This is a genomic window from Streptomyces bungoensis (assembly GCF_001514215.1).
In the GTDB taxonomy this organism is placed as follows: Bacteria; Actinomycetota; Actinomycetes; order Streptomycetales; family Streptomycetaceae; genus Streptomyces; species Streptomyces bungoensis.
Map to the genome: position 1 here is coordinate 586439 of NZ_KQ948852.1, position 24942 is coordinate 611380.

Sequence of the window (24942 nt, forward strand, 5' to 3'; positions counted from 1 at the left end):
GCGCCGTCCGCCGCCGGCGTGCCGCATCGGCCGTCGTCACACGGCGCCTTCACCCTTGAAGGGCGCACGCACAGGTGTCCCGGCATCGCGCCCACCGGCCCCGGCGAGATCTGTCACGACCCGCCCGTCCAGGCGCCGTCCGCCGCCGGCGTGCCGCATCGGCCGTCGTCACACGGCGCCTTCGCCCTTGGAGGGCTCACGCGTAGCTGTCCCCCCAGCTCGTCTACCGGCCCCGTGCGATCTGCCACGGCCCGCCGGTCCGGCCGCCGTGCGCGTTGCCGCCGCGGTCATCGTCCCGCAGCGCCTCGTCCTTGCGAAGCTCACCGGCGTCTGCCCGGTCCCCCGCCCGCGCCGCGAGCGTTGCCGTCACGCTCGTCGTCCCGCACTGCCCGCACTGCCCCCGCCCTTGAGAAGCTCGCAGACCGATGCCCGGGTTTCCCGCCCTCCCGGCCGCGACCCGCGCCACTCCCGTCGCCGCCACGGTCGTCGTCACGCGGCGCTCCCGCCTTTGGGGGGCTCCCAGGCGGATGCCCCGGTTCCCCACCCCCCGGCACTCCCGCCCTGTCTGTCCTCCCCTCTCTCCCCCCCGTAGAGGGCTAGGGATTCTCCCGGCCCGCCGCGCCGACCACCCCCGCCGCTAACGTCCAGGGCAGCTCGATGGAGACCGTCTTGCCGCCTTCGCGGGTGGGGCGGATGTGGAGTCTGCCGCCGCACTCCGCGGTGAGCCAGCGGATGATGACCATGCCGCGGCCGTTGTCCTGCTGGACCGCGGCGGGCAGCCGCTTCGGGAAGCGGGGATGGCTGTCCGTGACGCCGATGCGCAAGTGTTCGTCACGGTCCAGCGCGATGTCCACCGTGAAGGTGGGTGACTGCCCGAAAGTGTGCTGTACGGCGTTGGTGGCGAGTTCGGAGACGATGAGCCGCACGGTGTCGGCCGTGTCGGTGTCGGACGGCAGGCCCCACTCCGCGAGGGTGCACACCACGTAGGAGCGGGCGGCGGAGACCGAGGCGGGATCGCTCGGCAGAGTGACGGATGCTTCCAGATGGTCTGCCATGGCGACGTCGTCCCTTTCCCACGGGACCGCAGTCGACCGCAGTCCGACGAAGAGCGGATGGTTCGAGTACGGTCCCGGACTGGTGCTTGCTCGTCAGACTGCCATCAGCGGACCGGTCAGGGGAGCGTTCCACCGGGATATGCATATATCTGTCGCTCAAAGCGGTGAACTCTGCGACGCGTAACCGTATTTGGGTGGCCCGTCAGGAGTAAGGAGAAGCCCATGCAGAACGGGCCGGCAGTACGCCGCCGCAAACTGGGTGCGGAACTGCGTACGCTGCGCACCGGAGCGGGACTCACCAGTGGCGATGCGGCCCGTCTGGTGGGCTGGCACCAGTCGAAGGTCAGCCGTATCGAGACCGGCGCCAGTGGCGCGAAGCCGGCCGATGTGCGGTTACTCCTGGACGCCTACGACGTGCGGGACCGCCAGCTGCGCGAGCTGCTGCTGATGCTGGCGGGGTCGGAGGGCGCGGGCGGCCGCAGCCGCTGGTGGCACGCCTACCGGGGGATCCTGCCGCCCACGTACCGGGACTTCATCAGCCTGGAGTCGCAGGCGAGCGCGATGCGCACCCTGGAGACCACGGTGGTGCCCGGCCTGCTGCAGACGCCCGAGTACGCGCGCGCGGTGACCCGGGCGGCCGTGGAGGGCGTCGACGAGGAGCGGCTGGACGCGCTGGTGGAGGTCCGGCTGGCCAGGCAGGACGTGCTGCGCTCGGATCCGCCGCTGGAGCTGAGCGCCGTCCTGGACGAGGCCGTGCTGCGGCGGGAGGTGGGCGGGCCGAAGGTGATGGCGCGCCAGCTGGAACGGCTCCTGGAGGCCGCGCGGCTGCCGCAGGTGCGGCTCCAGGTGCTGCCGTTCGCCGCGGGAGCACATGTCGGTCTCACCGGGCCTTTCGTTATCTTCTCATTTCCGAGCACTTCTGATCTGGACGTGGTTGTTGTCGACCAGTTGACGAGTAGCCTCTATCTCGAACGGAAAGAAGACCTCAAGGCCTACTCGGAGGCCTTCGACACCCTTCGGATCCACGCCCTTTCCCCTGCGGACTCGTTGGATTACATCGCCGGGATAGGTGACGGCGCGTAAGGAGGCACCATGACCGCACTGCCTCGGAACGTCCCTGCCAGTACCGATCTGCACGACGTGCGCTGGCTGCGCAGCAGCTACAGCACGGGAGCCAACAACTGCGTGGAGACGGCCCGGCCGCGCTCCGGCCCCGGGGCCGGACTGCTCGCCGTGCGCGACTCCAAGGACCCGGCCGGACCCGCGCTGCTCTTCTCCCCCGGGAGCTGGGCGGGGTTCCTGGCCCTGCTCGGATGAACTGATCAGTTCCGGTCGTTCTTCGCGCGATGCCCGGCCGTGTCACGCCGACTCATGGTCGAGTCTCGCCGATCACTCGTACAGCGCGTTCGATCTCGGCCCCGGACAGGTCGGCGCGGGCGGTCAGCCGCAGCCGTGAGATGCCGTCGGGTACGGAAGGTGGGCGGAAGCAGCCCACGGCCAGCCCCGCGGTACGGCAGTCGGCCGCCCAGCGCACGGCCTGTTCCGGGGACGGTGCCCGCACGGAGACCACCGCGGCGTCCGGTCGTACCGCCTCCAGGCCCGCGGCGGTCAGCCGTGCGTGCAGCTCGGCGGCGACCTGCCGGGCCCGGGCCGCCCGCTGCGGCTCGCGGCGCAGCAGGCGCAGGGCGGCGAGTGCCGCGCCCACCGCCGCCGGTGCCAGGCCCGTGTCGAAGATGAACGTCCGGGCCTCGTTGACCAGATGGTCGATCACCCGCGCCGGACCGAGCACCACCCCGCCCTGGCTGCCCAGCGACTTGGACAGCGTGGCGGTGACGACCACGTCGCCGGCGCCCGCCAGCCCGGCCGCGTGGGGCGCGCCCCGGCCGCCGTCGCCGAGGACCCCGAGCCCGTGGGCGTCGTCCACGACGAGCCCGGCCCCGTACTCCCGGCACACCGCGGCCAGTGCGGCCAGCGGAGCCGCGTCCCCGTCGACGGAGAAGACGGTGTCGGAGACGACGACCGCCGCTCCTTCGTGGGTGCCGAGCGCCTTGCGCACGGCGTCCGGGTCGGCGTGTCCCACGACCTGGGTGGTGCCCCGGGCGAGCCGGCAGCCGTCGATGAGCGAGGCGTGGTTGCCCGCGTCGGAGACGACGAGCGAGCCGTGCGGCCCGAGCGCCGTGACCGCGGCCAGGTTGGCGGCGTAGCCGGAGGAGAACACCAGGGCCGCCTCGACGCCGCAGAAGTCCGCGAGTTCGCGCTCGAGCTCGGTGTGCAGCTCGGTGGTGCCGGTGACCAGCCGGGAGCCGGTGGCGCCGCCGCCCCAGGTCCGGGCGGCCCGGGCGGCCCCCTCGGCGGTCTCGGGATGGTGGGCGAGGCCCAGGTAGTCGTTGCTCGCCAGGTCCAGCAGGGGTGAGTCGGCGGGGCGCGGGCGCAGGGTCCGTACGAGCCCGGCGCGCCGCCGCGCTTCGGCCTGCCCGTCGATCCAGCCGAACGCCATGGGTCCTCCGGTGCTTTTGTAGGTAGCGGACAGACCATAGCGGCACGGCCGCCCACCCATGGTGTGGCAATACCCACACGGCGAACCGCCCGCTGTTGTCCGGACCCTCCTTGGCCCGGGGCGGTCCCGTAGGACAGGATCAGGGCTCATGGACCTGCTGAACACGCTGGTGGACAAGGGGCTTCGGCGCGAGCTGCCGACCCGCGAGGAAGCACTCGCCGTGCTCGCCACCTCCGACGACGATCTGCTCGATGTGGTGGCCGCGGCCGGCAAGGTGCGCCGGCACTGGTTCGGCCGGCGCGTGAAACTCAACTACCTGGTCAACCTCAAGTCCGGTCTGTGCCCGGAGGACTGCTCCTACTGCTCGCAGCGGCTGGGCTCCACGGCCGGCATCCTGAAGTACACCTGGCTCAAGCCCGAGGAGGCCTCGGACGCCGCCGCGGCGGGCCTGGCCGGCGGCGCCAAGCGGGTCTGCCTGGTGGCGTCCGGGCGCGGCCCGACGGACCGGGACGTGGACCGGGTCTCCGAGACCATCAAGGCCATCAAGGACCAGAACGAGGGCGTCGAGGTGTGCGCCTGCCTGGGCCTGCTCTCCGACGGCCAGGCCGAGCGGCTGCGCGAGGCGGGCGCGGACGCCTACAACCACAACCTGAACACCTCCGAGGCCACGTACGGGGACATCACCAGCACCCACACGTACGCCGACCGGGTGGACACGGTGCACAAGGCGCACGCCGCCGGGCTGTCCGCCTGCTCCGGTCTCATCGCCGGCATGGGCGAGAGCGACGAGGACCTGGTGGACGTGGTGTTCTCGCTGCGCGAGCTGGACCCCGACTCCGTCCCGGTGAACTTCCTGATCCCGTTCGAGGGCACCCCGCTCGCCAAGGAGTGGAACCTCACCCCGCAGCGCTGCCTGCGCATCCTGGCGATGGTGCGGTTCGTCTGCCCGGACGTCGAGGTGCGCATCGCGGGCGGCCGCGAGGTCCACCTGCGCACGATGCAGCCGCTCGCGCTGCACCTGGCCAACTCGATCTTCCTCGGGGACTACCTCACGAGCGAGGGCCAGGCGGGCAAGGCCGACCTGGAGATGATCGCGGACGCCGGGTTCGAGGTGGAGGGCGCCGGCGAGGTGACCCTGCCGGAGCACCGCGCGGCGGCGGGCAGCGGCTGCGGCTCGCACGCGCGGACGGGCTGCGGTTCGCACGGCGAGGCGGAGTGCGGCACGCACGCCGAGGCCGGCTGCGGGGCGCACGAGGGCGGCGGTGTCTGCGGTACGGCGGCCGCCGCCGCGTCCGCGCCCGCGGCCGCCGCGGACCAGCCGCGCACCGATCTCGTCGCCGTCCGCCGCCGGGGTGCCGGAACGGACCTCGCGCCCAATGCCTGAGCTGGGCGTGCCCGAGCTGCTCGAGCTGGACCGGCGGCACGTGTGGCATCCGTACGGCCCGATGCCGGGGCGTGCCGAACCGCTCGTCGTGGAGTCGGCGAGCGGGGTCCGGCTGCGGCTCGCGGACGGCTCGGGTGAACTGGTCGACGGCATGTCCTCGTGGTGGTCGGCCATCCACGGCTACAACCACCCCGTCCTCAACGAGGCGGCGCACCGGCAGCTCGGGCGGATGAGCCACGTCATGTTCGGCGGCCTCACGCACGAGCCCGCCGTACGGCTGGCGAAGCTCCTTGTCGACATGTCGCCCGAAGGCCTGGAGCACGTGTTCCTCGCCGACTCGGGCTCCGTGTCGGTCGAGGTGGCGGCGAAGATGTGCCTGCAGTACTGGCGTTCCCTCGGCCGGCCCGCGAAGCAGCGGCTGCTGACCTGGCGGGGCGGTTACCACGGCGACACCTGGCACCCGATGTCGGTGTGCGACCCCGAGGGCGGGATGCACGAGCTGTGGAGCGGGGTCCTGCCCCGGCAGGCGTTCGTGGACGCGCCGCCGGCGGACTACGACGAGGCGTACGCGGAGCAGTTGCGCTCGGCGGTCGAGCGGCACGCCGGCGAACTCGCCGCCGTGATCGTGGAGCCGGTGGTGCAGGGCGCGGGCGGCATGCGGTTCCACTCCCCCGCGTACCTGCGGGTGCTGCGCGAGGCGTGCGACGCGCACGACGTGCTGCTGGTGTTCGACGAGATCGCCACCGGGTTCGGGCGGACCGGCGAGCTGTTCGCGGCCGGCCACGCCGGCGTCACGCCCGATGTGATGTGCGTGGGCAAGGCGCTGACCGGCGGTTACCTCACCATGGCGGCCACGTTGTGCACCGCACGGGTGGCCGACGGCATCTCGCGCGGCGCGGTGCCGGTGCTCGCGCACGGCCCGACGTTCATGGGCAATCCGCTGGCGGCGGCCGTGGCCTGTGCCTCGGTGGAGCTGCTGCTCGGCCAGGACTGGCGGGCGGAGGTCGGGCGGATCGAGGCGGGCCTGCGGGCGGGGCTGGCGCCCGCGGCCGGTCTGCCGGGCGTGAAGGACGTGCGGGTCCTGGGCGCCATCGGGGTGGTCCAGCTCGACCACGAGGTGGACATGGCCGCGGCCACCCGGGCCGCCGTGCGGGAGGGCGTGTGGCTGCGCCCGTTCCGCGACCTGGTCTACACGATGCCGCCGTACGTCACCTCGGACGAGGACGTGGCACGGATCGCGCGCGCGGTGTGCGCCGCGGCGCGGGAGGGATGACATGCCGGTACTGGTGATCACGGGGACGGGCACGGAGGTCGGCAAGACGGTCACGACCGCGGCCGTCGCCGCGGCGGCGCTCGCGGCCGGGCGGTCGGTGGCCGTGCTGAAGGCGGCCCAGACGGGTGTACGGCCGGACGAGCGCGGGGACGCGGACGAGGTCGCGCGTCTCGCGGGCCCTTTGACGGCCGCGGAGATGGCCCGCTTCCCCGAGCCGTTGGCGCCGGGGACGGCGGCCCGGCGGGCCGGGATGCCCCCGGTGCGCCCGCAGGAGGTGGCCGAGGCGGCGGCCAAGCTGGCCACCGAGCACGATCTGGTGCTGGTCGAGGGGGCGGGCGGGCTGCTCGTACGGTTCGACGCGGAGGGCGGCACGCTGGCGGACGTCGCCCGGCTGCTGGACGCGCCGGTGCTGGTGGTCGCCCCCGCCGGCCTGGGCACGCTCAACAGCACGGAGCTGACGGCACGTGAGCTGCGCGCGCGGGGCCTGGAGCCGGCCGGGGTGGTGATCGGCAGCTGGCCGAGCGACCCCGACCTCGCCTGCCGCTGCAACGTCGCCGACCTGCCGGAGGTGTCCGGCACCCCGCTGCTCGGCGCCCTGCCCGCCGGCGCCGGAACACTGCCACCGGCCGACTTCCGGGCGGCGGCGCCCGGTTGGCTGAGCCCGCGCCTGGACGGCACCTGGGACGCCCAGGCGTTCGCAATCCGCGAGGCGCCGCAGGGGCCGTGAGCCCCGCGACGCGCGGTCCGGCTCGGGCAGCGACGACGCCCCGGCGCCCTGCCGGACCCGAGCGCCATGGCCCTGCACAAGGCGACCAGCGCCCGCTGGCCGCCGACCACGACAGGCCGCCCCACCGACTCCCACGCCGGCAGGTCGGGGCGGCCGTCGGCCCGCGGCTGACCGGCGTCTGGCGCGCGGAAGCCTTCCAGACCCGCGTGGCGCCGCAGGGATCATGGGCGCCGCGACGGGCGGTGCGACTCCGGCAGCGAAGACGCCGCAGCGCCCTGCGGGACCCGATCAAACGGTCCTGCCCAAGGCCACCAGCGCCCGCTGCCCGCCGACCACGACAGGCCGCCCCCGTCGACTCCCGCGCCCCCGAGCCAGGTTGACCGGCCTCGCTCGACCGGCATCCGGCGCGCGGAGGCGTTTCGCATCCCGGGGGCCTTCGCGGTGGGTCTGCGGGCGTGGCGTGTTCGGCGGGGGTGCGGTGGGGTTTCCCGGGGGACAATTCCCGTAGGCCCGTCCCCCGGGAGGTTGCCATGCGGCTGTCGTCGGCCGGTTCCGGCAAGGTGGCGCGAAGTCCTGTCCATCACCCGCTGTTCGCCCGCTGCTACGCCCGCGCCAGTGTGCGCGCGGAGACCGGGCTGGGCCTGGCGGGGGTGCGCGAGCGGCTGCTCGTGGGACTGTCCGGGCGGGTGATCGAGATCGGCGCGGGCAACGGGCTGAACTTCGGCCACTACCCGGGGACGGTCGCGGAGGTCGTGGCGATCGAACCGGAACCGCTGCTCAGGCGGCTGGCGCTGGAGGCGGCGCTGCGCGCCCGGGTGCCGGTCGACGTGGTGCCCGGGACGGCGGAGGCGCTGCCGGTGAAGAGCGAGGCCTTCGACGCGGTCGTGCTGTCGCTGGTGCTGTGCAGCGTGCGGGACGTGGAGCGGGCGCTGGGCGAGGTGCGGCGGGTGCTCCGGCCCGGCGGCGAGGTGCGGTTCTTCGAGCACGGGCGGGGCGGCGGCCGGGCGATGAGGCTGACCCAGCGCGCCCTGGACCGCACGCTGTGGCCGGCGCTGAGCGGCGGCTGTCACCTGTCCCGGGACCCGGTGGCCGCCCTGCGCGAGGCCGGCTTCGCGCTCGGCCCGCTGCGGCGGATGGTGCTGCCGGAGCGGGGCCCGGCACTGCCCGCCTCCTACTGCGCGTTCGGCACGGCCTGGCGGCCCGACGAGCCGGAGGCGCGGTGATCCGCGGGCGGTGATGTGCCGGCTCCGGGCAGTCAGAGGCTCCAGCGGCGCAGCTCCTGGGCGATGTCGTCGACGCTCGCGCCACCGCTGTGCACCAGCCGGGCCAGGTCGCGGACCTGCTCGGGCGTGACGGCGATCTTCAGGCCGCAGGCGACCAGGTAGCCGTAGGCGACGGCGGAGGCGAACAGGGCGTTGGAGCGCTCCAGCGCCGGCACGCGGATGAGGAGCTGGAGCAGCGCGGCGGCGCGCGCGTGCGGGCCGTCGTAGACGGGCACGCCGAATATCTCGGCCTGGTGGCGGGCGACGGCGGCGACGAGCGCGCCCCAGTCGGCGACCTGCGGGTCCCCGGGCGTCTTCTGTTCGGCGAGCATGAGCAGCCAGGCGAGGTCGATGCTGAGATCGTTCAAGGGATCAGCTGCGGGCCTCGCCGGAACCGGTGCCGGTGCCGCGTGTCTCGGCGAACTCCTCGGCGAACACGGACTCGTACTGCTTCATGAAGTCGGCGGCGGCGTCCACGAAGGTGCGGCCGGCCTCCCCGGCGTCCTGTCTGACCAGCTCCTCGATGTAGCGGTTGACGCTCAGGCCGCGCGCCAGCGCGCGCTCGCGGGCCGCGCGGGCGGTGTCCTCGTCCACGCGCACGTTCAGCTGGGTCTTCGCCATACCTCGACGCTAGCGCTCGCCTGCTAGCAGCGGCAAGGGCGCCCGGGGGCGCGCCGCCGGCGCGGGGAGGCGTTCCTGCTGTGGGGCGGGTCACACTAGGCTCGGCCGGAGCGAGGCAGACACGAGGGAGTCGACGACCGGGAGGCCGCCTTGTCCACACCAGCTGCGGAACACGCGCCGGGCCGGGCGCCGGACGCCGGGACCGCGGCCCGCGCGCGGGGGCTGACCAAGGCCTACGGCTCGGGCGAGACGGCCGTGCTCGCCCTGGACTCGGTGGACGTGGACATCGCGCGCGGCCGGTTCACCGCCGTGATGGGCCCCTCCGGCTCGGGGAAGTCGACGCTGATGCACTGCCTGGCGGGCCTGGACAGCGTCTCGGCCGGCCGGGTGTGGCTCGGTGACACGGAGATCACCGGTCTGAAGGACGGTGAACTGACCCGGCTCAGGCGGGACCGGATCGGCTTCATGTTCCAGTCGTTCAACCTGATCCCGACGCTGAACGCGGCCGAGAACATCACCCTGCCCATGGACATCGCGGGCCGCAGACCGGATCCGCGGTGGCTGGACCAGGTCGTCGACACCCTCGGGCTGCGCGACCGGCTGACCCACCGCCCGGCGCAGCTCTCCGGCGGTCAGCAGCAGCGGGTCGCCTGCGCGCGGGCGCTGGTGTCCCGGCCCGAGCTGATCTTCGCCGACGAGCCGACGGGCAACCTGGACTCGCGGGCGGGCCTGGAGGTGCTGGGCTTCCTGCGGGGCGCCGTGGACGACCTCGGGCAGACCGTGGTGATGGTCACCCACGACCCGGGCGCCGCCGCCCACTCCGACCTGGTGCTCTTCCTCGCCGACGGGCGGATCGTGGACGAGATGGAACGGCCGACGGCGGAGACCGTCCTGGAGCGCATGAAGGCGTTCGACGCGGTGCGCGGACGGCTCGGCGACGGCGGCCCCGTCCTGGAGGACTGACCCCGTGCTCAGAGCGACCTTGCGGAGCTTCCTCGCGCACAAGGGCCGGCTGGCGCTGTCGGCGCTGGCCGTCGTGCTGTCGGTGGCGTTCGTCGCGGGCAGCCTGATCTTCTCCGACACCGTGTCCCGCACCTTCGACCGGCTGTTCGCCTCGACCGCCGCCGACGTGACGGTCGAGGCGAAGCAGGACCTGAGGTCGCCCGTGCCGACCGGCGCGGTGCAGACCGTGCCCGCGGCCCTCCGGGACCGCGTGCTGAAGGCCCGCGGGGTCGCGGCGGCCCGCGCGGACGTGTCGGTGCGCAACATCGTGGTGGTCGACCGCCATCAGACGTCGGTCGGTCCGCCCAACGGCGCGCCCACCCTGGCCGGCTCCTGGTACGTCACCCGCCGCAGCCCGGTGCGGCTCACCTCGGGCCACGCCCCGCACGGCGCGGGAGAGGCGCTGCTCGACGCGGACACCGCCGCCCGGAAGCACGTACGGATCGGCGACCCGCTGACGGTCCAGGCGCGGCCGGGCACGTTCCGGGTGCGGGTCGTCGGCATCGCCGCGTTCACCACCACCAACCCGGGCTCGGCCCGCGTCTGGCTCGACCCGGCGGTGGCCGGCCGCGAGCTGCTCGGCTCCGCCGCCCGGGCGACGAGCATCTCGGTGGACGCGGCCCCGGGGGTGAGCGACGCACAGCTCAAACGCCGCGTCCGTGCGGCGCTCGGCACGAGCGCCTACGACCTGAGGACCGCCGGCGAGCAGGCCAAGTCGGCGGCGGCCGACCTCGGCACCTTCCTGGACGTGATCAAGTACGTGATGCTGGGCTTCGCCGGCATCGCGGTCCTGGTCGGCGTCTTCCTGATCGTCAACACCTTCTCGATGCTGATCGCCCAGCGCACCCGGGAACTCGGCCTGCTGCGGGCGCTGGGGGCCGACCGGCGGCAGGTGCGGCGCTCCGTGCTCACCGAGGCGCTCCTGCTCGGCGTGGCCGGCTCCACGCTCGGCCTCGCGGCCGGCATCGGCCTGGCGCTCGGGCTGATCCGCCTGATGGGCGCCTTCGGCATGAACCTGAAGGCGACCGAGATGGTCATCGGCTGGGGGACGCCCGTGGCGGCGTACGCCGTGGGCGTGGGCGTCACCTTCGTGGCCGCCTACCTGCCCGCCCGGCGCGCGGCGGCCGTCTCGCCGATGGCGGCGCTCGCGGACGCCGAGGTCGCCGGGGTGGGCAAGCCGCTGAAGGCCCGGGCGATCGCCGGGGGCGTGGTCGGGGTGGCCGGGGCGGCGGCGCTGGCCGGCTGCGCGGCCGCCTCGAAGACCGCCCCGGCGGCCGCGCTGCTGGGTCTCGGCGTGGTCCTGACGCTGATCGCGACCGTCGTCGCCGGGCCCCTGCTGGTCCGGCCGGTGATCCGGGTCCTCGGGGGCGCGTTCCCCGCGCTGTTCGGCTCGGTCGGCCGGATGAGCCAGCGCAACGCCCTGCGCAACCCGCGCCGCACGGGGGCGACCGCCGCCGCGCTCATGGTGGGGCTCGCGCTGGTCGGCGGGATGTCGGTGGCGAGCGCCTCGATGTCCGCGTCCTTCGACCGGCGGATCGACAGGACGCTGGGCGCCGACTTCACCGTCCAGAACGCCAACTTCACGCCGTTCACCCCGGAGGTCGCGCGGACGGTGGCCGCGACGCGCGGCGTCGGGCTGGTCGTACGCCAGCGGATCACCCCGGTCGCCGTGGGGCTGCCGGACGGCAGGCGCGTGCAAACGGCGGCCGCCGGGTACGGCCCCGGGCTCGACGAGGTCGCCCACATCACCTACGCGCGGGGCGGCTCGGCCGCCGCGCTGGCCGCCGGGCACCTCGCCATGGACGCCGGTTTCGCCGCGGACCACGGCGTGCGGACCGGCAGCGTGCTCCCGGTGGAGTTCCCGGGCGGACACCGGGCGCGCCTGACCGTGGGGGCGCTCACCGACATGGACACCGGCGAGGGCTTCGGCACCCAGGGCGGCATCTTCTTCGGCCTGGCGACCCTGGAGAGGTACGCGCCGGACGGGCAGGACTCCGCGCTGTACGTCAACGCGGCCGACGGCACCGGCGCCAAGGAGCTGCGCCCCCGCCTGGAGCGGGCACTGCGGCCCTATCCGCAGGTCCAGGTGCGCGACCAGGGCGACTACAAGAAGCTCGTCCACGACCAGATCGCCGTGCTGCTGTACCTGGTGTACGCGCTGCTCGGGCTGGCGATCGTCATCGCCGTGCTCGGCGTGGTCAACACCCTCGCGCTGTCGGTGGTGGAGCGCACCCGGGAGATCGGACTGCTGCGCGCCATCGGCCTCGGGCGGCGCCAGCTGCGCCGCATGATCCGGCTGGAGTCGGTGGTGATCGCGGTGTTCGGCGCGGTCCTGGGGCTGGGGCTCGGCCTGGTGTGGGGGGTGTGCGCGCAGCGGGTGCTGGCGCTGCGGGGCCTGACCGCGCTGGCGATCCCCTGGGGCACGATCGTCGCGGTCGTGATCGGCTCGGCGGTGGTGGGCATCGTGGCGGCGCTGCTGCCGGCGCTGCGGGCGTCCCGGATGAACGTGCTGGCGGCGATCGCGCACGAGTGAGAACCTGCCGCGGGACGTGACCCGATCGCGCACCAAGTCCCTTGCTCCGAAGGAGATTTCATGCCGCGCCCGTTCCGCTTCGGGGTCAACCTGCTCACACCCGCGCCCGCCGCCGAGTGGCGGGACAGGTGCCGCCGCGCCGAGGAGCTGGGGTACGACGTGATCCTGGTCCCCGACCACCTCGGCATGGTCGCGCCGTTCCCGGCGCTGGTGGCGGCCGCCGGGGCGACCGAGCGGCCCCGGCTGGGCACGCTGGTGCTCAACGCGGGCTTCTGGAATCCGGCGCTGCTGGCGCGCGAGGTCGCCACCACCGACGCGCTGACCGGCGGCCGCCTGGAACTGGGGCTCGGTACGGGCTACGTACGGGCCGAGCACGACGCGGCCGGGCTGCCGTTCGGCTCCGCGCGTGAGCGGGTGGATCACCTCCGGCTCACGGTCGGGGAACTGGACCGGCTGCTCGCGGCGGCGGGGCACGGGCGCCGGGTGCCGCTGCTGCTCGGCGGCAACGGCGACCGGATGCTGCGGCTGGCCGCCGAGCGCGCGGACGTCGTCGGCTTCACGGGGGCACGGCTGGTGCCGGGCAGCACCACCGGGAAGCTGGAACCGGTCGGCGCCGAGGGGGTGGCCGAGCGCGTGGCCCGCTACCGGGAACTGGCGGCCGGCCGGGCGCAGCCCGCCGAGCTGAACCTGCTGATCCAGCTGGTGGCCGTCACCGACGACCCGGAGACCGCGCTCGGGCCCCTGCTGGAACGGCAGCCGCGGCTGACCCTCGACCAGGCCCTGGACCTGCCCGTCGTGCTGGCCGGCCCCCTCGACGACCTCGTCGCGCGGGTGCGGGCTCTGCGCGCACGGTTCGGCTTCACCTACCTGACCGTCCTGGAGCCGTGCATGGAGGCCTTCGCGCCGGTCATGGAGCGGCTGCGGGAGGAGTCCGCATGATGGAATTCCCGGGCGGGGCCGCGGCCCCGTGATGGGCTGGCGGCATGAGCGAACTGCGCATACGTCCCGCCCGCCCGGCCGATCTCGGCACCGTTCTCGCCTTCTGGCGGAAGGCCGCCGAGGGCACCAGCATCAGCGACGACCGCGACGGCGTGGAGCGGCTGGTCGCCCGCGACCCCGGGGCGCTGCTCCTCGCCGAGCGCGGCGGCGAGCTGGCCGGGACGGTGATCGCGGGCTTCGACGGCTGGCGCTGCCACCTGTACCGGCTCGCGGTGCACCCGGAGCACCGGCGGCAGGGCATCGGCTCGGCACTGCTGGCCGCCGCCGAGGAGCGGTTCGCACGGCTCGGCGGGCGGCGCGGGGACGCGATGGTGCTGGTGGGCAACGAGCGGGCGCACCACGCCTGGCGGGCGGCCGGGTACGCGCCCGAGGAGCGGTGGCGGCGCTGGGTGAAGCCGCTCGCCGAGTGAATCCCCACACTTCTTTGCTGATCCTTTACCCTTGAGGGAGCACTCGGCCCTGCATGAAAGGTTGTGAGCGTCCGCCCATGGGCGATCCTCCCCGTCCGCGACACCGCGCGTTGCGCCCCGCCCTGCCCGATCATGGGACGGGGGTGACCCGATGACCGAAGTGCTGCTGCTCCTGGTGGCGGTCCTGCTCTCGCTCGCCTGCGGTGCCTTCGTGGCGGCGGAGTTCTCGCTGACCACGGTCGAGCGGGGTGAGCTGGAGCGGGCCGCCGAACGCGGCGAGCGGGGCGCGCAGGGCGCCCTGAAGGCCGTACGGAACCTGACCTTCCAGCTCTCCGGCGCGCAGCTCGGCATCACCGTCACCAACCTGGTGGTCGGCATGCTCGCCGAGCCGTCGATCGCCAAGCTGCTGTCCGGGCCGTTCCAGGCGCTCGGGATGTCCCCGACCACGGCGAGTTCGGTGGCCCTGGTGCTGGGCACGGCACTGTCGACGGTGTTCCTGATGGTCGTCGGCGAGCTGGTGCCGAAGAACTGGGCGATCTCGTCGCCGCTGACGATGGCCCGGCGGGTGGGAAGCGCGCAGCGCTGGTTCAGCGCCACCTTCCGGCCCTTCATCACGCACCTGAACAACATGGCCAACCGGGTGGTGCGCCGGATCGGCGTGGAGCCCGCCGAGGAGCTGGCCTCCGCGCGCGGGCCGCAGGAGCTGGCCGCCCTCGCCCGGCACTCCGCCAAGGCGGGCGCGCTGGAGGCGGACACCGCCGAGCTGTTCGTGCGGACGCTGAACCTGGCCGATCTCACCGCCGCGAACGTGATGACGCCGCGCGTCCAGGTCCTCGCCCTGGACACCCAGGCGACCTGCGAGGACGTGGCGAACGCGACCCGGGCGACCGGCCTGTCCCGGTTCCCGGTCTACCGCGGCAACCTCGACTCGGTCGTCGGCGTCGCCCACATCAAGGACGTCCTGGCGGTGCCCGCCGATCAGCGGCCGCGCCGCGGGGTCGTCCAGGTGATGCGCGAGCCGCTGCTGGTGCCCCAGTCCCTCACCGTCGACCGGCTCCTGGACCGGCTGTCCGGCAGGCAGACCATGGCCGTCGTCATCGACGAGTACGGCGGCACGGCCGGGGTGGCGACCCTGGAGGACATCGTCGAGGAGGTCGTCGGCGAGGTGCGCGACGAGCACGACCCGCACGAGACGCCCGACCTCGCCCCGGCGGGCGCCGACGACACCGGCCGGGCGCTGTACGCCGCGGACGGCGCCGCCCGCACGGACCAGCTCGCCCGCGTGGGCCTCCGCGTGCCCGAGGGGCCGTACGAGACCCTCGCCGGCCTCGTCGCCACCGAACTCGGCCGCATACCCGCGGTCGGCGACACCCTGGAGGTGGCCGGCTGGCGGCTGGAGGTCGTGGACGCCTCCGGGCGCCGGGCGGCCCGCGTGCTGCTGCGCGCGCCGCTGACGGACGAGGAGGCCGCCGGGCCCGCCGGGCGGCACGAGCGGACGGAGGGGGCGCGATGACCGCCGTTCAGCTGCTCATCGGTCTGTCGACGCTGGTCGTCAACGCCTTCTTCGTGGGCGCCGAGTTCGCGCTGATCTCCGTGCGCCGCTCCCAGATCGACCCGCTCGCCCAGGAGGGCGACCGTCGGGCGAAGGCCGTGCTGTGGGGCCTGGAGCACGTCTCCGCGCTGCTGGCCGCCGCCCAGCTGGGCATCACGCTGTGCACACTGGTCCTGGGCGTGGTCGCCGAGCCGGCCATCGCGCACCTGCTGGAACCGGTGTTCCACGCGGTCGGCGTGTCCACGGGCGCGGGGCACGCGGTGTCCTTCGTGATCGCGCTGGCCCTGGCGACCTATCTGCACATGCTGCTGGGCGAGATGGTGCCCAAGAACATCGCGCTCGCCGAACCGGTGCGCAGCGCACTCTTCCTGGGCCCCCCGCTGGTGGCGCTCTCCCGGGCGCTGCGCCCGGTGATCTTCACGGTCAACGCCTTCGCCAACGGGCTGCTGAAGCTGCTCGGGGTGGAGACGCGGGACGAGGTCGCGGCGACCTTCACGGACACCGAACTCGCCGAGATCGTCAAGGACGCCAGCGAGGCCGGCCTCATCGACGAACGGGCGCAGGAGCGGCTGCACGACGCGCTGGAGCTGGGCAGCCGGCCGGTGCGCGACGTGGTCGTACCGCTGGAGCGGGTGGTCTACGCGCGCGTGGGCGTCACCCCGGAACAGCTGGAGCGGCTGTCGGCCGAGTCGGGCTTCTCCCGGTTCCCGGTGGTCGACGTGGGCCGCCGGATCGTGGGCTACCTGCACGTCAAGGACGCGCTCGACGCCACCGCCCGGGACGCGCCGTTCCGGCTGCGGGACATGCGCTCCATCGCGCGCGTCCGCGCGGGCACCCCGCTGGACGACGTGCTCACCGCCATGCGGGGCAGCCGCACCCACCTGGCGGCCGTGCTCGGCGAGGACGGCCGCCTGGCGGGACTGGTGACCATGGAGGACGTGCTGCGGCAGCTGTTCGGGCAGCCGGCCTGAGGCGTGCGGACCGCCGCCGGCCCCGTCACGGGCGTGACGGGGCGGGGGGTCACCGGCCGCCCGAGGGCGACCGACCGGCGGGTATGGAGCCGGGTTACCATCGCTGTCGCCATGCAGACGAATCCCGCATCTCCCGCCCACACCAGCCTGGTCGCGGTCGGCGACTCCTTCACCGAGGGCATGTCGGACCTGCTCCCCGACGGCTCCTACCGGGGCTGGGCCGACCTCCTCGCCGCCCGGATGGCGGCCCGCACCCCCGGCTTCCGGTACGCCAACCTCGCCGTGCGCGGGAAGCTGATCCGGCAGATCGTCGACGAGCAGGTGGACGTGGCGGCCGCGATGAAGGCCGACGTCGTCACGCTCGTCGGCGGCCTCAACGACACGCTGCGCCCCAAGTGCGACATGGGCCGGGTGAAGGGCCTGCTGACCGAGGCGGTGGAGCGGCTCGCCCCGTCGTGCGGTCAGCTGGTGCTGATGCGCAGCCCGGGCCGGCAGGGGCCGGTGCTGGAGCGGTTCCGGCCGCGCATGGAGGAGCTGTTCGCCTGCGTCGACGAGCTGGCCGGGAAGCACGGCGCCCTGGTGGTCGACCTGTACGGGGCGCCGTCGCTCGCCGACCCGCGCCTGTGGGACGTGGACCGGCTGCACCTGACGGCCGAGGGGCACCGCCGGGTCGCCGAGGCGGTGTGGCAGGCACTCGGCTACGACCCCGAGGACGCCGACTGGCACACGCCGATGCCGGCCACGCTGCCGCCGGGCTGGCTGACCCGCCGGGTCGCGGACGCCCGGTTCGCCCGGCAGCACCTGCTGCCCTGGATAGGCCGCCGCCTGACCGGCCGCTCCTCCGGCGACGGCCTGCCCCCGAAGCGGCCCGACCTGCTGCCGTACGAGGGCGGGGCGTAGCACCCTCGCCAGCGCGGCAGGGTGACGCGGGTCTCGTAACTTCCGCCGAACGGGACCGTGGCGCTGGCCTGCACGAACCGCCAGTAGACTCTGGACACGTGACTTCTGCGCCCGCCAAGCCCCGCATCCCCAACGTCCTCGCCGGACGCTACGCCTCGCCCGAGCTCGCCACGCTCTGGTCGCCCGAGCAGAAGGTGAAGCTGGAGCGGCAGCTCTGGCTCGCCGTGCTGCGGGCCCAGAAGGACCTCGGCATCGAGGTGCCGGACGAGGCCATCGCCGACTACGAGCGGGTCCTCGACACCGTCGACCTGGCCTCGATCGCCGAGCGCGAGAAGGTCACCCGGCACGACGTGAAGGCGCGGATCGAGGAGTTCAACGACCTCGCCGGGCACGAGCACGTGCACAAGGGCATGACCTCCCGCGACCTCACCGAGAACGTCGAGCAGCTGCAGATCCGGCTGTCGCTGGAGCTGGTGCGCGACCGCACGGTGGCCGTACTGGCGCGGCTGGGCCGGCTCGCGGGCGAGTACGCCGAGCTGGTCATGGCCGGCCGCTCGCACAACGTCGCCGCGCAGGCCACCACCCTCGGCAAGCGCTTCGCGACCGCCGCCGACGAGCTGCTGGTGGCGTACGGCCGGGTCGAGGAGCTGCTGGACCGCTACCCGCTGCGCGGCATCAAGGGTCCGGTGGGCACGGCGCAGGACATGCTGGACCTGCTCGGCGGGGACGCGTCCCGGCTCGCCGAGCTGGAGGACCGCATCGCGCGGCACCTGGGCTTCTCGCAGGCGTTCACCTCGGTCGGCCAGGTCTACCCGCGCTCGCTGGACTACGAGGTCGTCACCGCGCTGGTGCAGCTGGCGGCGGCGCCGTCCTCGCTGGCCAAGACGATCCGGCTGATGGCCGGGCACGAGCTGGTCACCGAGGGCTTCAAGCCGGGCCAGGTGGGCTCCTCGGCGATGCCGCACAAGATGAACACCCGCTCCTGCGAGCGCGTCAACGGCCTCATGGTCATCCTGCGCGGGTACGCCTCCATGACCGGCGAGCTGGCGGGCGACCAGTGGAACGAGGGCGACGTGTCCTGCTCGGTGGTGCGCCGGGTCGCGCTGCCCGACGCGTTCTTCGCGCTGGACGGCCTGCTGGAGACGTTCCTGACGGTGCTCGACGAGTTCGGCGCGTTCCCGGCCGTCGTCGCCCGCGAGCTGGACCGGTACCTGCCGTTCCTCGCCACGACCAAGGTGCTCATGGGCGCCGTGCGGGCGGGTGTGGGCCGTGAGGTCGCGCACGAGGCGATCAAGGAGAACGCCGTCGCCACCGCGCTCGCGATGCGCGAGCAGGGCGCCGAGCGCAACGACCTGCTCGACAAGCTGGCCGCCGACGAGCGCCTCCCGCTCGACCGCGAGCAGCTGGCGGCCCTGATGGCGGACAAGCTGTCCTTCACCGGCGCGGCCGCGGGCCAGGTCGGTGCGGTCGCCGGCCGGATCGAGGAGATCGTCAAGCAGCGCCCGGAGGCCGCCGGCTACACCCCCGGAGCGATCCTCTGACCCGCTTCACCAAGGCCGACCTGGAGGCCGCCCGCGACCGGCTCGTCCCGGACGTCATCGCGGACGGTCTCCAGGTGCTGTTCAGCGGCATCAACCCCGGTCTGCTGACGGCGGCCACGGGCCACCACTTCGCGCGGCCGGGCAACCGGTTCTGGCCGGTGCTGCACCTGTCCGGCTTCACCCCGAGGCTGCTGAAGCCCGCGGAGCAGCACGAGCTGCTCGCCTACGGCCTGGGCATCACGAACGTGGTGGCGCGGGCCACCGCGCGGGCCGACGAGCTGACCGCCGAGGAGTACCTCGAGGGCGGGCGGCTGCTGGCGGCCAAGGTGGCGCTGCGGCGGCCGAGGTGGCTGGCGGTGGTCGGGGTGACCGCGTACCGGACCGCGTTCGGGGACCGCAGGGCGCAAGTGGGGCCGCAGGAACGGGTCATCGGGGAGAGCCGGGTGTGGGTGCTGCCCAACCCCAGCGGTCTGAACGCGCACTGGACGGCGGCGACGATGGCGGAGGAGTTCGCCCGGCTGCGGGAAGCGGCGCTCACGTAGAGCGTTCCGGCTGGAGCGGGTCGCGCTCGCGCTCAGGGCGGGTCCGTGGAGGTGACCACCGCCAGCAACTGGAAGGGCAGTTCGCCGTCCCACTGGGACACGCCCAGGGCTATCCAGCGGTCCGCGGCCCGCCACACCTGCACGTCCGGGACGTGCGAGGCGAGCGTGCCCCAGGGCTCCGGTATCTCCTCCCCCGCCATCGTGCGCAGGAACACCCCGGCCAGGCCGAACGCGGCCGCCGGCCCCCATCGCTCGGCCAGCCGCTCCCCCAGCGCGTCCCGATCGGCCTCGAACTGCGCCTCCGTCTCCTCCCGCTCGGTGCCGTCGTCCTCGTGGAAGTCGCCGCTGGTCTCCAGCGCGGCCGTCAGGTAGCCGGGCCCGCCCGTGCCGACGTCCGTCCTGCCGTGCTCCGCCGGCAACTCGCGGGCGCAAAGCCGGTCGATCACGGCAAGACAGTTCGCGATGTCCATGTGATCCAGTAAAGCGGGACCCACTGACAATTGGCGGCCCGTCAGGCGCCCTTTCGCGGCAGGGCCCGCGCACCCGCGAGCAGGCCCGCCGCCGCGCCGCCCGGCTCCCCGGTGCCGGCCGCCGCCGGGGATCCCGCCCGTCCGGCGCTCGCCGGGGTGGCGCGGGCCGAGTACGATCCGCCCAACACGCCCGCGAGCTGGGAGGACGGACCGTGGGGCAGCTGACCGGTGGCGATCCCTCGCTGCTGCGGAGGATCAACTCGGCGGTGGTGCTGCACGCGCTGCGTGCCACGGACTGCGCGACGCTCACCGAGATCACCCGGGTCACCGGACTGTCCCGGCCGACCGTCGAGGGGGTCGTGGAAGGGCTCATCGAGGCCGGGCTCGTGGTGGAGAAGGCCGCCGAGGAGGGCACCGCACGCCGTCAGGGCCGGCCCGCCCGCCGGTTCCGGTTCCGGGCGGAGGCCGGGCACCTGCTCGGTCTGGAGATCGGCGCGCACCGGGTGGCCGCGCTGCTGTCCGACCTGGACGGCCGGGTGCTGGGCGCGCAGGCAAAGGAGGTCGACGAGACCGCACCGGCGGACGAGCGGCTGGACCGGCTGCGCGGCGCGGTCGCGGAACTGCTGCGCCGGGCCGGGATCGCGCGCGACTCCCTGCGGGCGGTCGGGGTGGGGACGCCGGGCATCGTGGAGGCCGACGGAACGGTCCGGCTGGGCACCGCGCTGCCGGAGTGGACCGGCCTGCGCCTCGGGGAACGGCTCAGCCGCTCCTTCAAGTGCCCGGTGCTGGTGGAGAACGACGCCAACGCGGCGGCCGTCGCCGAGCACTGGAAGGGCGCGGCGACGGAGACCGACGACGTGGTGTTCGTGCTGGCCGGGCTCAGCCCGGGCGCGGGTGCGCTGATCGGCGGGCGGCTGCACCGGGGGTACGGCGGGGCGGCCGGCGAGATCGGCGCGCTGCACCTGCTGGGCCGGGAGGCGACACCGGAGACGCTGCTGTCCACCACCGACGAGCCGCTGCACCCGCTGGACGAGCAGGCCGTCGCCGAGGTGTTCGCGCTCGCCCGGGAGGGCGACCAGCGGGCCCGGGCGGCCGTCGAGCGGTTCATCCAGCGACTCGTCCACGACGTGGCCGCGCTGGTGCTCGCGCTCGATCCGGAGCTGGTCGTGATCGGCGGCTGGGCGGCCGGGCTGGACGGCGTGCTGGAGCCGCTGCGCCGCGAACTCGCCCGCTACTGCCTCCGGCCGCCCCGCGTCGCGCTGTCCCTGCTCGGTGAGGCGGCCGTGCCGACCGGCGCGCTCCGGCTGGCCCTCGACCACGTGGAGGAGCAACTCTTCGCGGTGGAGGGCACGGTGACGGCACGCCGCTGAGCGGGCCGGCCCCGGCGACCACCCGCGCCGGTGCGCCGCCGCGGACGGGGTGCACACCGACGCGGCCCGTCCGGCGCCTGCCACCGCCGGCCTGCCCTGCCCGGCCGCTGCTTCCCCGCGCAACCGGTCACGGAGGCCGGGTACCGCCTGAACGGCGGGGTCGAGAAAGGGCGGTGCCGCGCGGCCGGCCGGGACGGCGAAGGGGTGCAGGACCGGGCAGGGGTGGACCGAGTCAGCCGGGCCGGGGCCGAAACACCTCGCGCCCCGGTGGAGTTCCCGGGGCGCGGTGGGGCGGGGCGGGTTCAGGACGCCCGCTGCTCCGGATCGTGGTGTATCTCCACGTCGGGTGAGTCGCCGAAGGTGAGGCGGCAGGTGTCCGCGCGGTAGGTGGCCACGGAGAGGGCGGCGGTGCGGCCCTCGGCGTGGAAGCGGGTGGTGACGACCAGGACGGGGGCGCCGGGCAGCCGGTCGAGGTCCTTCGCGTCGTCCGCGCGGGCCGAACCCAGCTCGACGGCGCGGTCCTGGCCCTCCAGGTCCAGGCGCTGCAGTTCACGCAGCACCGCACGCGCGCGTGCCGGGCCGTTCGGGGCGTCGATCGCGGTGAGGTCCGGCACGGAGGCGGCCGGGACGTAGAGCAGTTCGGTGGCGACGAGCTGGCCGTGGGACGTCCGGGAGCGGCGCACCGTGTGCACGGTCTCACCGGCGCCGGTCTCCAGGGCGGCGGCGACGGCCGCGGGCGGCGCGGCCTGGACGCAGTCCACGAGCTGCCAGGCGTCGTCGGCGGCCCCCGGCCAGACGTGCCGGCGGGTGCCGACGGCCACGCCCACGCGCGGCGGCGCGACGGTCGTGCCGACGCCGCGGCGGCGCTGCAGCCGGCCCTCCAGTTCGAGCTGTTCGAGGGCCTGGCGGAGCGTGGCCCGGGCCACCCCGAAGCGGGCGGCGAGATCGCGCTCGTTGGGCAGGATCTCACCGACCGAGAACTCGGAGTCCAGTGCCTCACTGAGCACGGTCTTGAGATGCCAGTACTTCGGTTCCGGCACCGATTCCAGCTGCGTGGTCCCCACCCTGTCCTCCGCATGAGCCGTGGTCCGGCGGTTTTTGGCGCCCTTGTTTATTAAAGGTTGTTGCACTTATACGCGACCATAGGACGGCCGTACCCCTTGGTCAAGACCAATCCCCGGTCCCCGGCCGGTGACCGGGGCCCTGCCGACACACCCCGGGGCGGCCGGGCGGAATGGGCTCGTCCAGGGACGGACCGGAACACAATGTCGGCGGACCGCCGGCGGCCGGGGTCCGGGAGGTGACCGATGCGGTACGCGGTGCCGGGCACGGGCGAGGTGGGCCGCACGCTGGCGGGCAGGCTCGTCGAGCTGGGGTACGAGGTGACCCTCGGTGCGCGCGCGAAGGACAACCCGGTGGCCCGGGAGTGGGCCACGGTCGCGGGCGGGCGGGCGCACGCGGGGACGTTCGCGGAGGCGGCCGCCGCGGCCGACGTGGTCGTGAACGCGGTGGGCGGCCGGGTGGCCCTCGCGGCGCTGCGGGCGGCGGGTGCGGAGAACCTGGACGGCAAGGTCCTGGTGGACGTCTCCAACCCGCTGGCGGTCGAGGAGGGCGAGGTGCGCCTGGACCCGGTGGAGTCCGACAGCGTGGGCGAGCGGATCCAGCGGGAGTTCCCGCACGCGCGCGTGGTGAAGACGCTGAACACCGTCAACTGCAGGGTGATGGTGGATCCGGGCCGGGTGCCGGGCGAGCACAACCTGTTCGTGTGCGGCGAGGACGACGGCGCCAAGGACCAGGTGCGCGAGCTGCTCGGCGAGTTCGGCTGGCCGGCGGAGCGCGTGCTGGACCTGGGCGGCATCCGCGCGGCGCGGGCCGTGGAGATGCTGCTGCCGCTGTGGATCACCCTCTTCGGGCGGTTCGGGCACGCGGACTTCAACGTCGAGGTGCGCCGCGCGCGTTAGCGGGGCGCACGGGGACCGGGCGGCGGTGACCCGCGAACCGGCCGGGGGCTACCGACGGGTAGTAATTGCTGACAAGCTGTCTACGGCGTCCGTCGGCACCCCCAGACGAGGAGCACCCCCATGTCCGCCACCGTCTCCTTCCCGGTCCCCACCGCGCACGGCCCGCGGGACGTGACCGTGTCCTACGCGCGCGTGGGGCGCGGTGAACCGCTGGTCCTGCTGCACGGCATCGGCCACCACCGGCAGGCGTGGGACCCGGTGGTGGACATCCTCGCCACGGAGCGCGAGGTGATCGTCCCGGATCTGCCGGGCTTCGGCGCGTCCCCGGGCCTGCCGGCCGGCCTGTCCTACGACCTGGCCACGACCGACTCCGTGCTCGGCGCCCTGTTCGAGGCGCTGGACCTGGACCGCCCGCACGTGGCCGGCAACTCCCTGGGCGGCCTGCTGGCCCTGGAGCTGGGCCGCGAGAGGCGCGTGCGGTCCGTCACCGCCCTGTCGCCGGCTGGCTTCTGGAGCGAGGCCGAGCGGCGCTACGCCTTCGCGGTGCTGCTCGCCATGCGGGGCATCTCCCAGCGGCTCCCGCTGCCCCTGGTGGAGCGGCTGTCCCGCAGCGCGGCCGGCCGCACGGCGCTGACCAGCACCATCTACGGCCGCCCCGCCCGGCGTTCACCCGAGGCCGTGGTCGCCGAGACGCTCGCGCTCGCGGGGGCCACCGGCTTCGAGGCGACCCTGCGGGCGGGCACCACCGTCCGGTTCACCGACGGCCTCGCGGGCCTGCCGGTCACCGTGGCCTGGGGCACCCGGGACCGGCTCCTGGTGCGCCGCCAGGGCGTGCGCGCCAAGACGATGATCCCGCACGCCCGGCTGGTGCGGCTCCCCGGGTGCGGGCACTGCCCGATGAACGACGACCCGGCGCTGGTCGCGCGCGTCATCCTCGACGGCAGCCGCTGACCCGCGTCCGCGGAGCGCACCGGAGCCCAGGGCGACCCCGGCGCCCACCAGGGCGCTGCCCGCGGCCTGCGCGAGCCCGTAGGTGCCCGTGCCGACGAGCGGGGCGGTGCAGGCGGCGGCCACCGGGATGAGCCCGGAGAAGAGCGTGGCGCGCTCAGCGCCGAGCCGCTGCATCCCCCGGTACCAGCAGACGAAGCCGACGACGGTGACGACCGCGGCCTGCCACAGCAGCGCGGCGGTCTCGGTGGCGCCGGGGCGGCGCAGCCAGGCACCGCCGTCGAGGAGGGCGCCGGTGAGCGCGGACTCGGCCGCGGCGACGCCGCACACCACGGCGGACAGCAGCCGCGGCCCGAGCGGGCGCAGCACGGGCGCGGCGAGGACCGCGAACCCCACCTCGCCGCCCAGCGCGCAGGCCGAGAGGGCGAGGCCGGGCCCGTCCGTACGACCCCAGCCCTGCACGGTGAACGCGCCGGCGGCGACGAGCAGCGCGCCCCGCAGCACCGCGCGCTGCGGACGGCGCCCGTCCAGGACCGGGACGAGCACGGCCACCACGACCGGCGCGCAGCCCACGAACACCCCCGGGACGGCGGGCTCGGCGCTGCGTTCGGCGGCGAGGACGGCCAGGTTGAAGCCGACCATGCCGACGGCCGCGAGCAGGGCCAGGCGGGCCCACTGGCGGGGTCCGAGCCCGCGCAGCCGCCGGCCCGCGTCCCGCCCGGCGAGCGGGGCGAGGAGCAGGCAGGCCAGTCCGTAGCGCAGGAACTGGCCGCCGGCGTAGGGGTAGTGGCCCAGGACGCTGTTGGCGGTGAAGGATGCGCCGACGAGCACGCAGGCGAGCGCGGCCATGAAGGCGCCGTGGTGGGTGGCGGCGTTCACGCGGGTGTGCGGGTGTCGGTGCGGGCGGTGGCAGCGGCTGGGGCC

General features: G+C 74.6%; 24 protein-coding genes and 1 pseudogene. 18 read left to right on the plus strand and 7 right to left on the minus strand.

Annotated elements, in window-relative coordinates; translation table 11 throughout:
- Positions 1 to 596 precede the first annotated feature (596 nt).
- Positions 597 to 1055, minus strand: a complete 459-nt coding sequence (locus tag AQJ66_RS06860; protein WP_061918038.1) for an ATP-binding protein — start codon at positions 1053 to 1055, stop codon at positions 597 to 599.
- A gap of 222 nt (positions 1056 to 1277) precedes the next feature.
- Here AQJ66_RS06860 and AQJ66_RS06865 point away from each other — a divergent pair, with 222 nt between their 5' ends.
- Positions 1278 to 2138 carry a helix-turn-helix domain-containing protein gene (locus tag AQJ66_RS06865; protein WP_061918040.1) on the plus strand — a complete coding sequence of 287 codons (861 nt, stop codon included), beginning with the start codon at positions 1278 to 1280 and terminating at the stop codon, positions 2136 to 2138.
- 9 nt (positions 2139 to 2147) lie between these two features.
- The gene (locus AQJ66_RS06870; protein ID WP_061918042.1) at positions 2148 to 2372 is read left to right on the plus strand and encodes a DUF397 domain-containing protein; all 225 of its coding nucleotides are present in this window, start codon (positions 2148 to 2150) and stop codon (positions 2370 to 2372) included.
- 52 nt (positions 2373 to 2424) lie between these two features.
- Here AQJ66_RS06870 and AQJ66_RS06875 read toward each other — a convergent pair whose 3' ends face one another.
- Positions 2425 to 3552 (minus strand): 8-amino-7-oxononanoate synthase, encoded by a 1128-nt coding sequence (locus AQJ66_RS06875; protein WP_061918044.1) that lies wholly within the window; start codon positions 3550 to 3552, stop codon positions 2425 to 2427.
- Between the two features lie 148 nt (positions 3553 to 3700).
- On the opposite strand from AQJ66_RS06875, the gene bioB reads away from it, so the two are divergent.
- The 4 genes from bioB to AQJ66_RS06895 all read left to right on the plus strand — a co-directional run bounded on the left by bioB (position 3701) and on the right by AQJ66_RS06895 (position 8159).
- Positions 3701 to 4936, plus strand: a complete 1236-nt coding sequence (gene bioB, locus AQJ66_RS06880) for a biotin synthase BioB (protein WP_061918046.1) — start codon at positions 3701 to 3703, stop codon at positions 4934 to 4936.
- Positions 4929 to 6209 carry an adenosylmethionine--8-amino-7-oxononanoate transaminase gene (locus tag AQJ66_RS06885; RefSeq protein ID WP_061918048.1) on the plus strand — a complete coding sequence of 427 codons (1281 nt, stop codon included), beginning with the start codon at positions 4929 to 4931 and terminating at the stop codon, positions 6207 to 6209. The genes bioB and AQJ66_RS06885 overlap by 8 nt, the downstream gene beginning before the upstream one ends.
- 1 nt (position 6210) lies before the next feature.
- Complete coding sequence (bioD, locus tag AQJ66_RS06890) at positions 6211 to 6936, plus strand: dethiobiotin synthase (RefSeq protein ID WP_061918050.1); 726 nt, start codon at positions 6211 to 6213, stop codon at positions 6934 to 6936.
- Positions 6937 to 7466: 530 nt separating this feature from the next.
- Positions 7467 to 8159, plus strand: coding sequence for a class I SAM-dependent methyltransferase (locus tag AQJ66_RS06895; RefSeq protein ID WP_061918052.1), 693 nt, complete (start codon positions 7467 to 7469; stop codon positions 8157 to 8159).
- Positions 8160 to 8191: 32 nt separating this feature from the next.
- Here AQJ66_RS06895 and AQJ66_RS06900 read toward each other — a convergent pair whose 3' ends face one another.
- Both AQJ66_RS06900 and AQJ66_RS06905 read right to left on the minus strand, forming a co-directional pair.
- Entirely contained in the window at positions 8192 to 8566 is a 375-nt protein-coding gene (locus AQJ66_RS06900) for a hypothetical protein (RefSeq protein WP_061918054.1), read from the minus strand.
- Positions 8567 to 8570: 4 nt separating this feature from the next.
- Positions 8571 to 8819: a toxin-antitoxin system, antitoxin component gene (locus tag AQJ66_RS06905; protein ID WP_061918056.1), complete on the minus strand. Its 249-nt coding sequence runs from the start codon at positions 8817 to 8819 to the stop codon at positions 8571 to 8573.
- A gap of 150 nt (positions 8820 to 8969) precedes the next feature.
- Here AQJ66_RS06905 and AQJ66_RS06910 point away from each other — a divergent pair, with 150 nt between their 5' ends.
- The 9 genes from AQJ66_RS06910 to mug all read left to right on the plus strand — a co-directional run bounded on the left by AQJ66_RS06910 (position 8970) and on the right by mug (position 19269).
- Positions 8970 to 9782 (plus strand): ABC transporter ATP-binding protein, encoded by an 813-nt coding sequence (locus AQJ66_RS06910; protein WP_061918058.1) that lies wholly within the window; start codon positions 8970 to 8972, stop codon positions 9780 to 9782.
- Between the two features lie 4 nt (positions 9783 to 9786).
- Positions 9787 to 12354 carry an ABC transporter permease gene (locus AQJ66_RS06915; RefSeq protein ID WP_061918060.1) on the plus strand — a complete coding sequence of 856 codons (2568 nt, stop codon included), beginning with the start codon at positions 9787 to 9789 and terminating at the stop codon, positions 12352 to 12354.
- 60 nt (positions 12355 to 12414) lie between these two features.
- The gene (locus tag AQJ66_RS06920) at positions 12415 to 13293 is read left to right on the plus strand and encodes a TIGR03621 family F420-dependent LLM class oxidoreductase (protein WP_061918062.1); all 879 of its coding nucleotides are present in this window, start codon (positions 12415 to 12417) and stop codon (positions 13291 to 13293) included.
- A gap of 44 nt (positions 13294 to 13337) precedes the next feature.
- Positions 13338 to 13763, plus strand: a complete 426-nt coding sequence (locus AQJ66_RS06925) for a GNAT family N-acetyltransferase (protein WP_061918064.1) — start codon at positions 13338 to 13340, stop codon at positions 13761 to 13763.
- A gap of 151 nt (positions 13764 to 13914) precedes the next feature.
- Positions 13915 to 15276, plus strand: coding sequence for a hemolysin family protein (locus AQJ66_RS06930; protein ID WP_061918066.1), 1362 nt, complete (start codon positions 13915 to 13917; stop codon positions 15274 to 15276).
- Positions 15273 to 16286 (plus strand): hemolysin family protein, encoded by a 1014-nt coding sequence (locus AQJ66_RS06935; protein ID WP_061918068.1) that lies wholly within the window; start codon positions 15273 to 15275, stop codon positions 16284 to 16286. The genes AQJ66_RS06930 and AQJ66_RS06935 overlap by 4 nt, the downstream gene beginning before the upstream one ends.
- Before the next feature lie 111 nt (positions 16287 to 16397).
- The gene (locus AQJ66_RS06940) at positions 16398 to 17186 is read left to right on the plus strand and encodes an SGNH/GDSL hydrolase family protein (protein ID WP_061918070.1); all 789 of its coding nucleotides are present in this window, start codon (positions 16398 to 16400) and stop codon (positions 17184 to 17186) included.
- A 98-nt stretch (positions 17187 to 17284) separates the two neighbouring features.
- Positions 17285 to 18727, plus strand: coding sequence for an adenylosuccinate lyase (gene purB, locus AQJ66_RS06945; RefSeq protein ID WP_061918072.1), 1443 nt, complete (start codon positions 17285 to 17287; stop codon positions 18725 to 18727).
- Positions 18724 to 19269 (plus strand): G/U mismatch-specific DNA glycosylase, encoded by a 546-nt coding sequence (gene mug / locus AQJ66_RS06950; protein ID WP_079060098.1) that lies wholly within the window; start codon positions 18724 to 18726, stop codon positions 19267 to 19269. Before purB ends, mug begins: the two co-directional genes overlap by 4 nt.
- A 32-nt stretch (positions 19270 to 19301) precedes the next feature.
- Here the strand turns inward: mug and AQJ66_RS06955 are convergent, their stop codons facing one another.
- Positions 19302 to 19739, minus strand: coding sequence for a hypothetical protein (locus AQJ66_RS06955; protein WP_061918076.1), 438 nt, complete (start codon positions 19737 to 19739; stop codon positions 19302 to 19304).
- Positions 19740 to 19951: 212 nt separating this feature from the next.
- On the opposite strand from AQJ66_RS06955, the gene AQJ66_RS06960 reads away from it, so the two are divergent.
- Positions 19952 to 21109, plus strand: coding sequence for an ROK family transcriptional regulator (locus tag AQJ66_RS06960; protein ID WP_061918077.1), 1158 nt, complete (start codon positions 19952 to 19954; stop codon positions 21107 to 21109).
- Positions 21110 to 21411: 302 nt separating this feature from the next.
- Here the strand turns inward: AQJ66_RS06960 and AQJ66_RS06965 are convergent, their stop codons facing one another.
- On the minus strand, positions 21412 to 22173 hold the full coding sequence (locus tag AQJ66_RS06965) for a GntR family transcriptional regulator (protein WP_061918079.1): 762 nt from the start codon (positions 22171 to 22173) through the stop codon (positions 21412 to 21414).
- A gap of 243 nt (positions 22174 to 22416) precedes the next feature.
- Between AQJ66_RS06965 and AQJ66_RS06970 the strand changes: the two genes are divergently transcribed.
- On the plus strand, positions 22417 to 23070 hold the full coding sequence (locus tag AQJ66_RS06970) for an NADPH-dependent F420 reductase (RefSeq protein ID WP_061918081.1): 654 nt from the start codon (positions 22417 to 22419) through the stop codon (positions 23068 to 23070).
- Positions 23071 to 23190: 120 nt separating this feature from the next.
- Positions 23191 to 24021 (plus strand): alpha/beta fold hydrolase, encoded by an 831-nt coding sequence (locus AQJ66_RS06975; protein ID WP_061918083.1) that lies wholly within the window; start codon positions 23191 to 23193, stop codon positions 24019 to 24021.
- A gap of 87 nt (positions 24022 to 24108) precedes the next feature.
- Here the strand turns inward: AQJ66_RS06975 and AQJ66_RS36995 are convergent.
- Positions 24109 to 24867: pseudogene (locus AQJ66_RS36995) on the minus strand (EamA family transporter); the annotation flags it as partial.
- Positions 24868 to 24942: the final 75 nt, after the last annotated feature.

Bases quoted from the DNA above. Each gene is read 5' to 3' on its own strand.
- AQJ66_RS06860 (WP_061918038.1), bottom strand. From the start codon at position 1,055: ATGGCAGACCATCTGGAAGCATCCGTCACTCTGCCGAGCGATCCCGCC.
- AQJ66_RS06865 (WP_061918040.1), top strand. From the start codon at position 1,278: ATGCAGAACGGGCCGGCAGTACGCCGCCGCAAACTGGGTGCGGAACTG.
- AQJ66_RS06870 (WP_061918042.1), top strand. From the start codon at position 2,148: ATGACCGCACTGCCTCGGAACGTCCCTGCCAGTACCGATCTGCACGAC.
- AQJ66_RS06875 (WP_061918044.1), bottom strand. From the start codon at position 3,552: ATGGCGTTCGGCTGGATCGACGGGCAGGCCGAAGCGCGGCGGCGCGCC.
- bioB (WP_061918046.1), top strand. From the start codon at position 3,701: ATGGACCTGCTGAACACGCTGGTGGACAAGGGGCTTCGGCGCGAGCTG.
- AQJ66_RS06885 (WP_061918048.1), top strand. From the start codon at position 4,929: ATGCCTGAGCTGGGCGTGCCCGAGCTGCTCGAGCTGGACCGGCGGCAC.
- bioD (WP_061918050.1), top strand. From the start codon at position 6,211: ATGCCGGTACTGGTGATCACGGGGACGGGCACGGAGGTCGGCAAGACG.
- AQJ66_RS06895 (WP_061918052.1), top strand. From the start codon at position 7,467: ATGCGGCTGTCGTCGGCCGGTTCCGGCAAGGTGGCGCGAAGTCCTGTC.
- AQJ66_RS06905 (WP_061918056.1), bottom strand. From the start codon at position 8,819: ATGGCGAAGACCCAGCTGAACGTGCGCGTGGACGAGGACACCGCCCGC.
- AQJ66_RS06920 (WP_061918062.1), top strand. From the start codon at position 12,415: ATGCCGCGCCCGTTCCGCTTCGGGGTCAACCTGCTCACACCCGCGCCC.
- AQJ66_RS06925 (WP_061918064.1), top strand. From the start codon at position 13,338: ATGAGCGAACTGCGCATACGTCCCGCCCGCCCGGCCGATCTCGGCACC.
- AQJ66_RS06930 (WP_061918066.1), top strand. From the start codon at position 13,915: ATGACCGAAGTGCTGCTGCTCCTGGTGGCGGTCCTGCTCTCGCTCGCC.
- AQJ66_RS06935 (WP_061918068.1), top strand. From the start codon at position 15,273: ATGACCGCCGTTCAGCTGCTCATCGGTCTGTCGACGCTGGTCGTCAAC.
- AQJ66_RS06940 (WP_061918070.1), top strand. From the start codon at position 16,398: ATGCAGACGAATCCCGCATCTCCCGCCCACACCAGCCTGGTCGCGGTC.
- AQJ66_RS06955 (WP_061918076.1), bottom strand. From the start codon at position 19,739: ATGGACATCGCGAACTGTCTTGCCGTGATCGACCGGCTTTGCGCCCGC.
- AQJ66_RS06970 (WP_061918081.1), top strand. From the start codon at position 22,417: ATGCGGTACGCGGTGCCGGGCACGGGCGAGGTGGGCCGCACGCTGGCG.
- AQJ66_RS06975 (WP_061918083.1), top strand. From the start codon at position 23,191: ATGTCCGCCACCGTCTCCTTCCCGGTCCCCACCGCGCACGGCCCGCGG.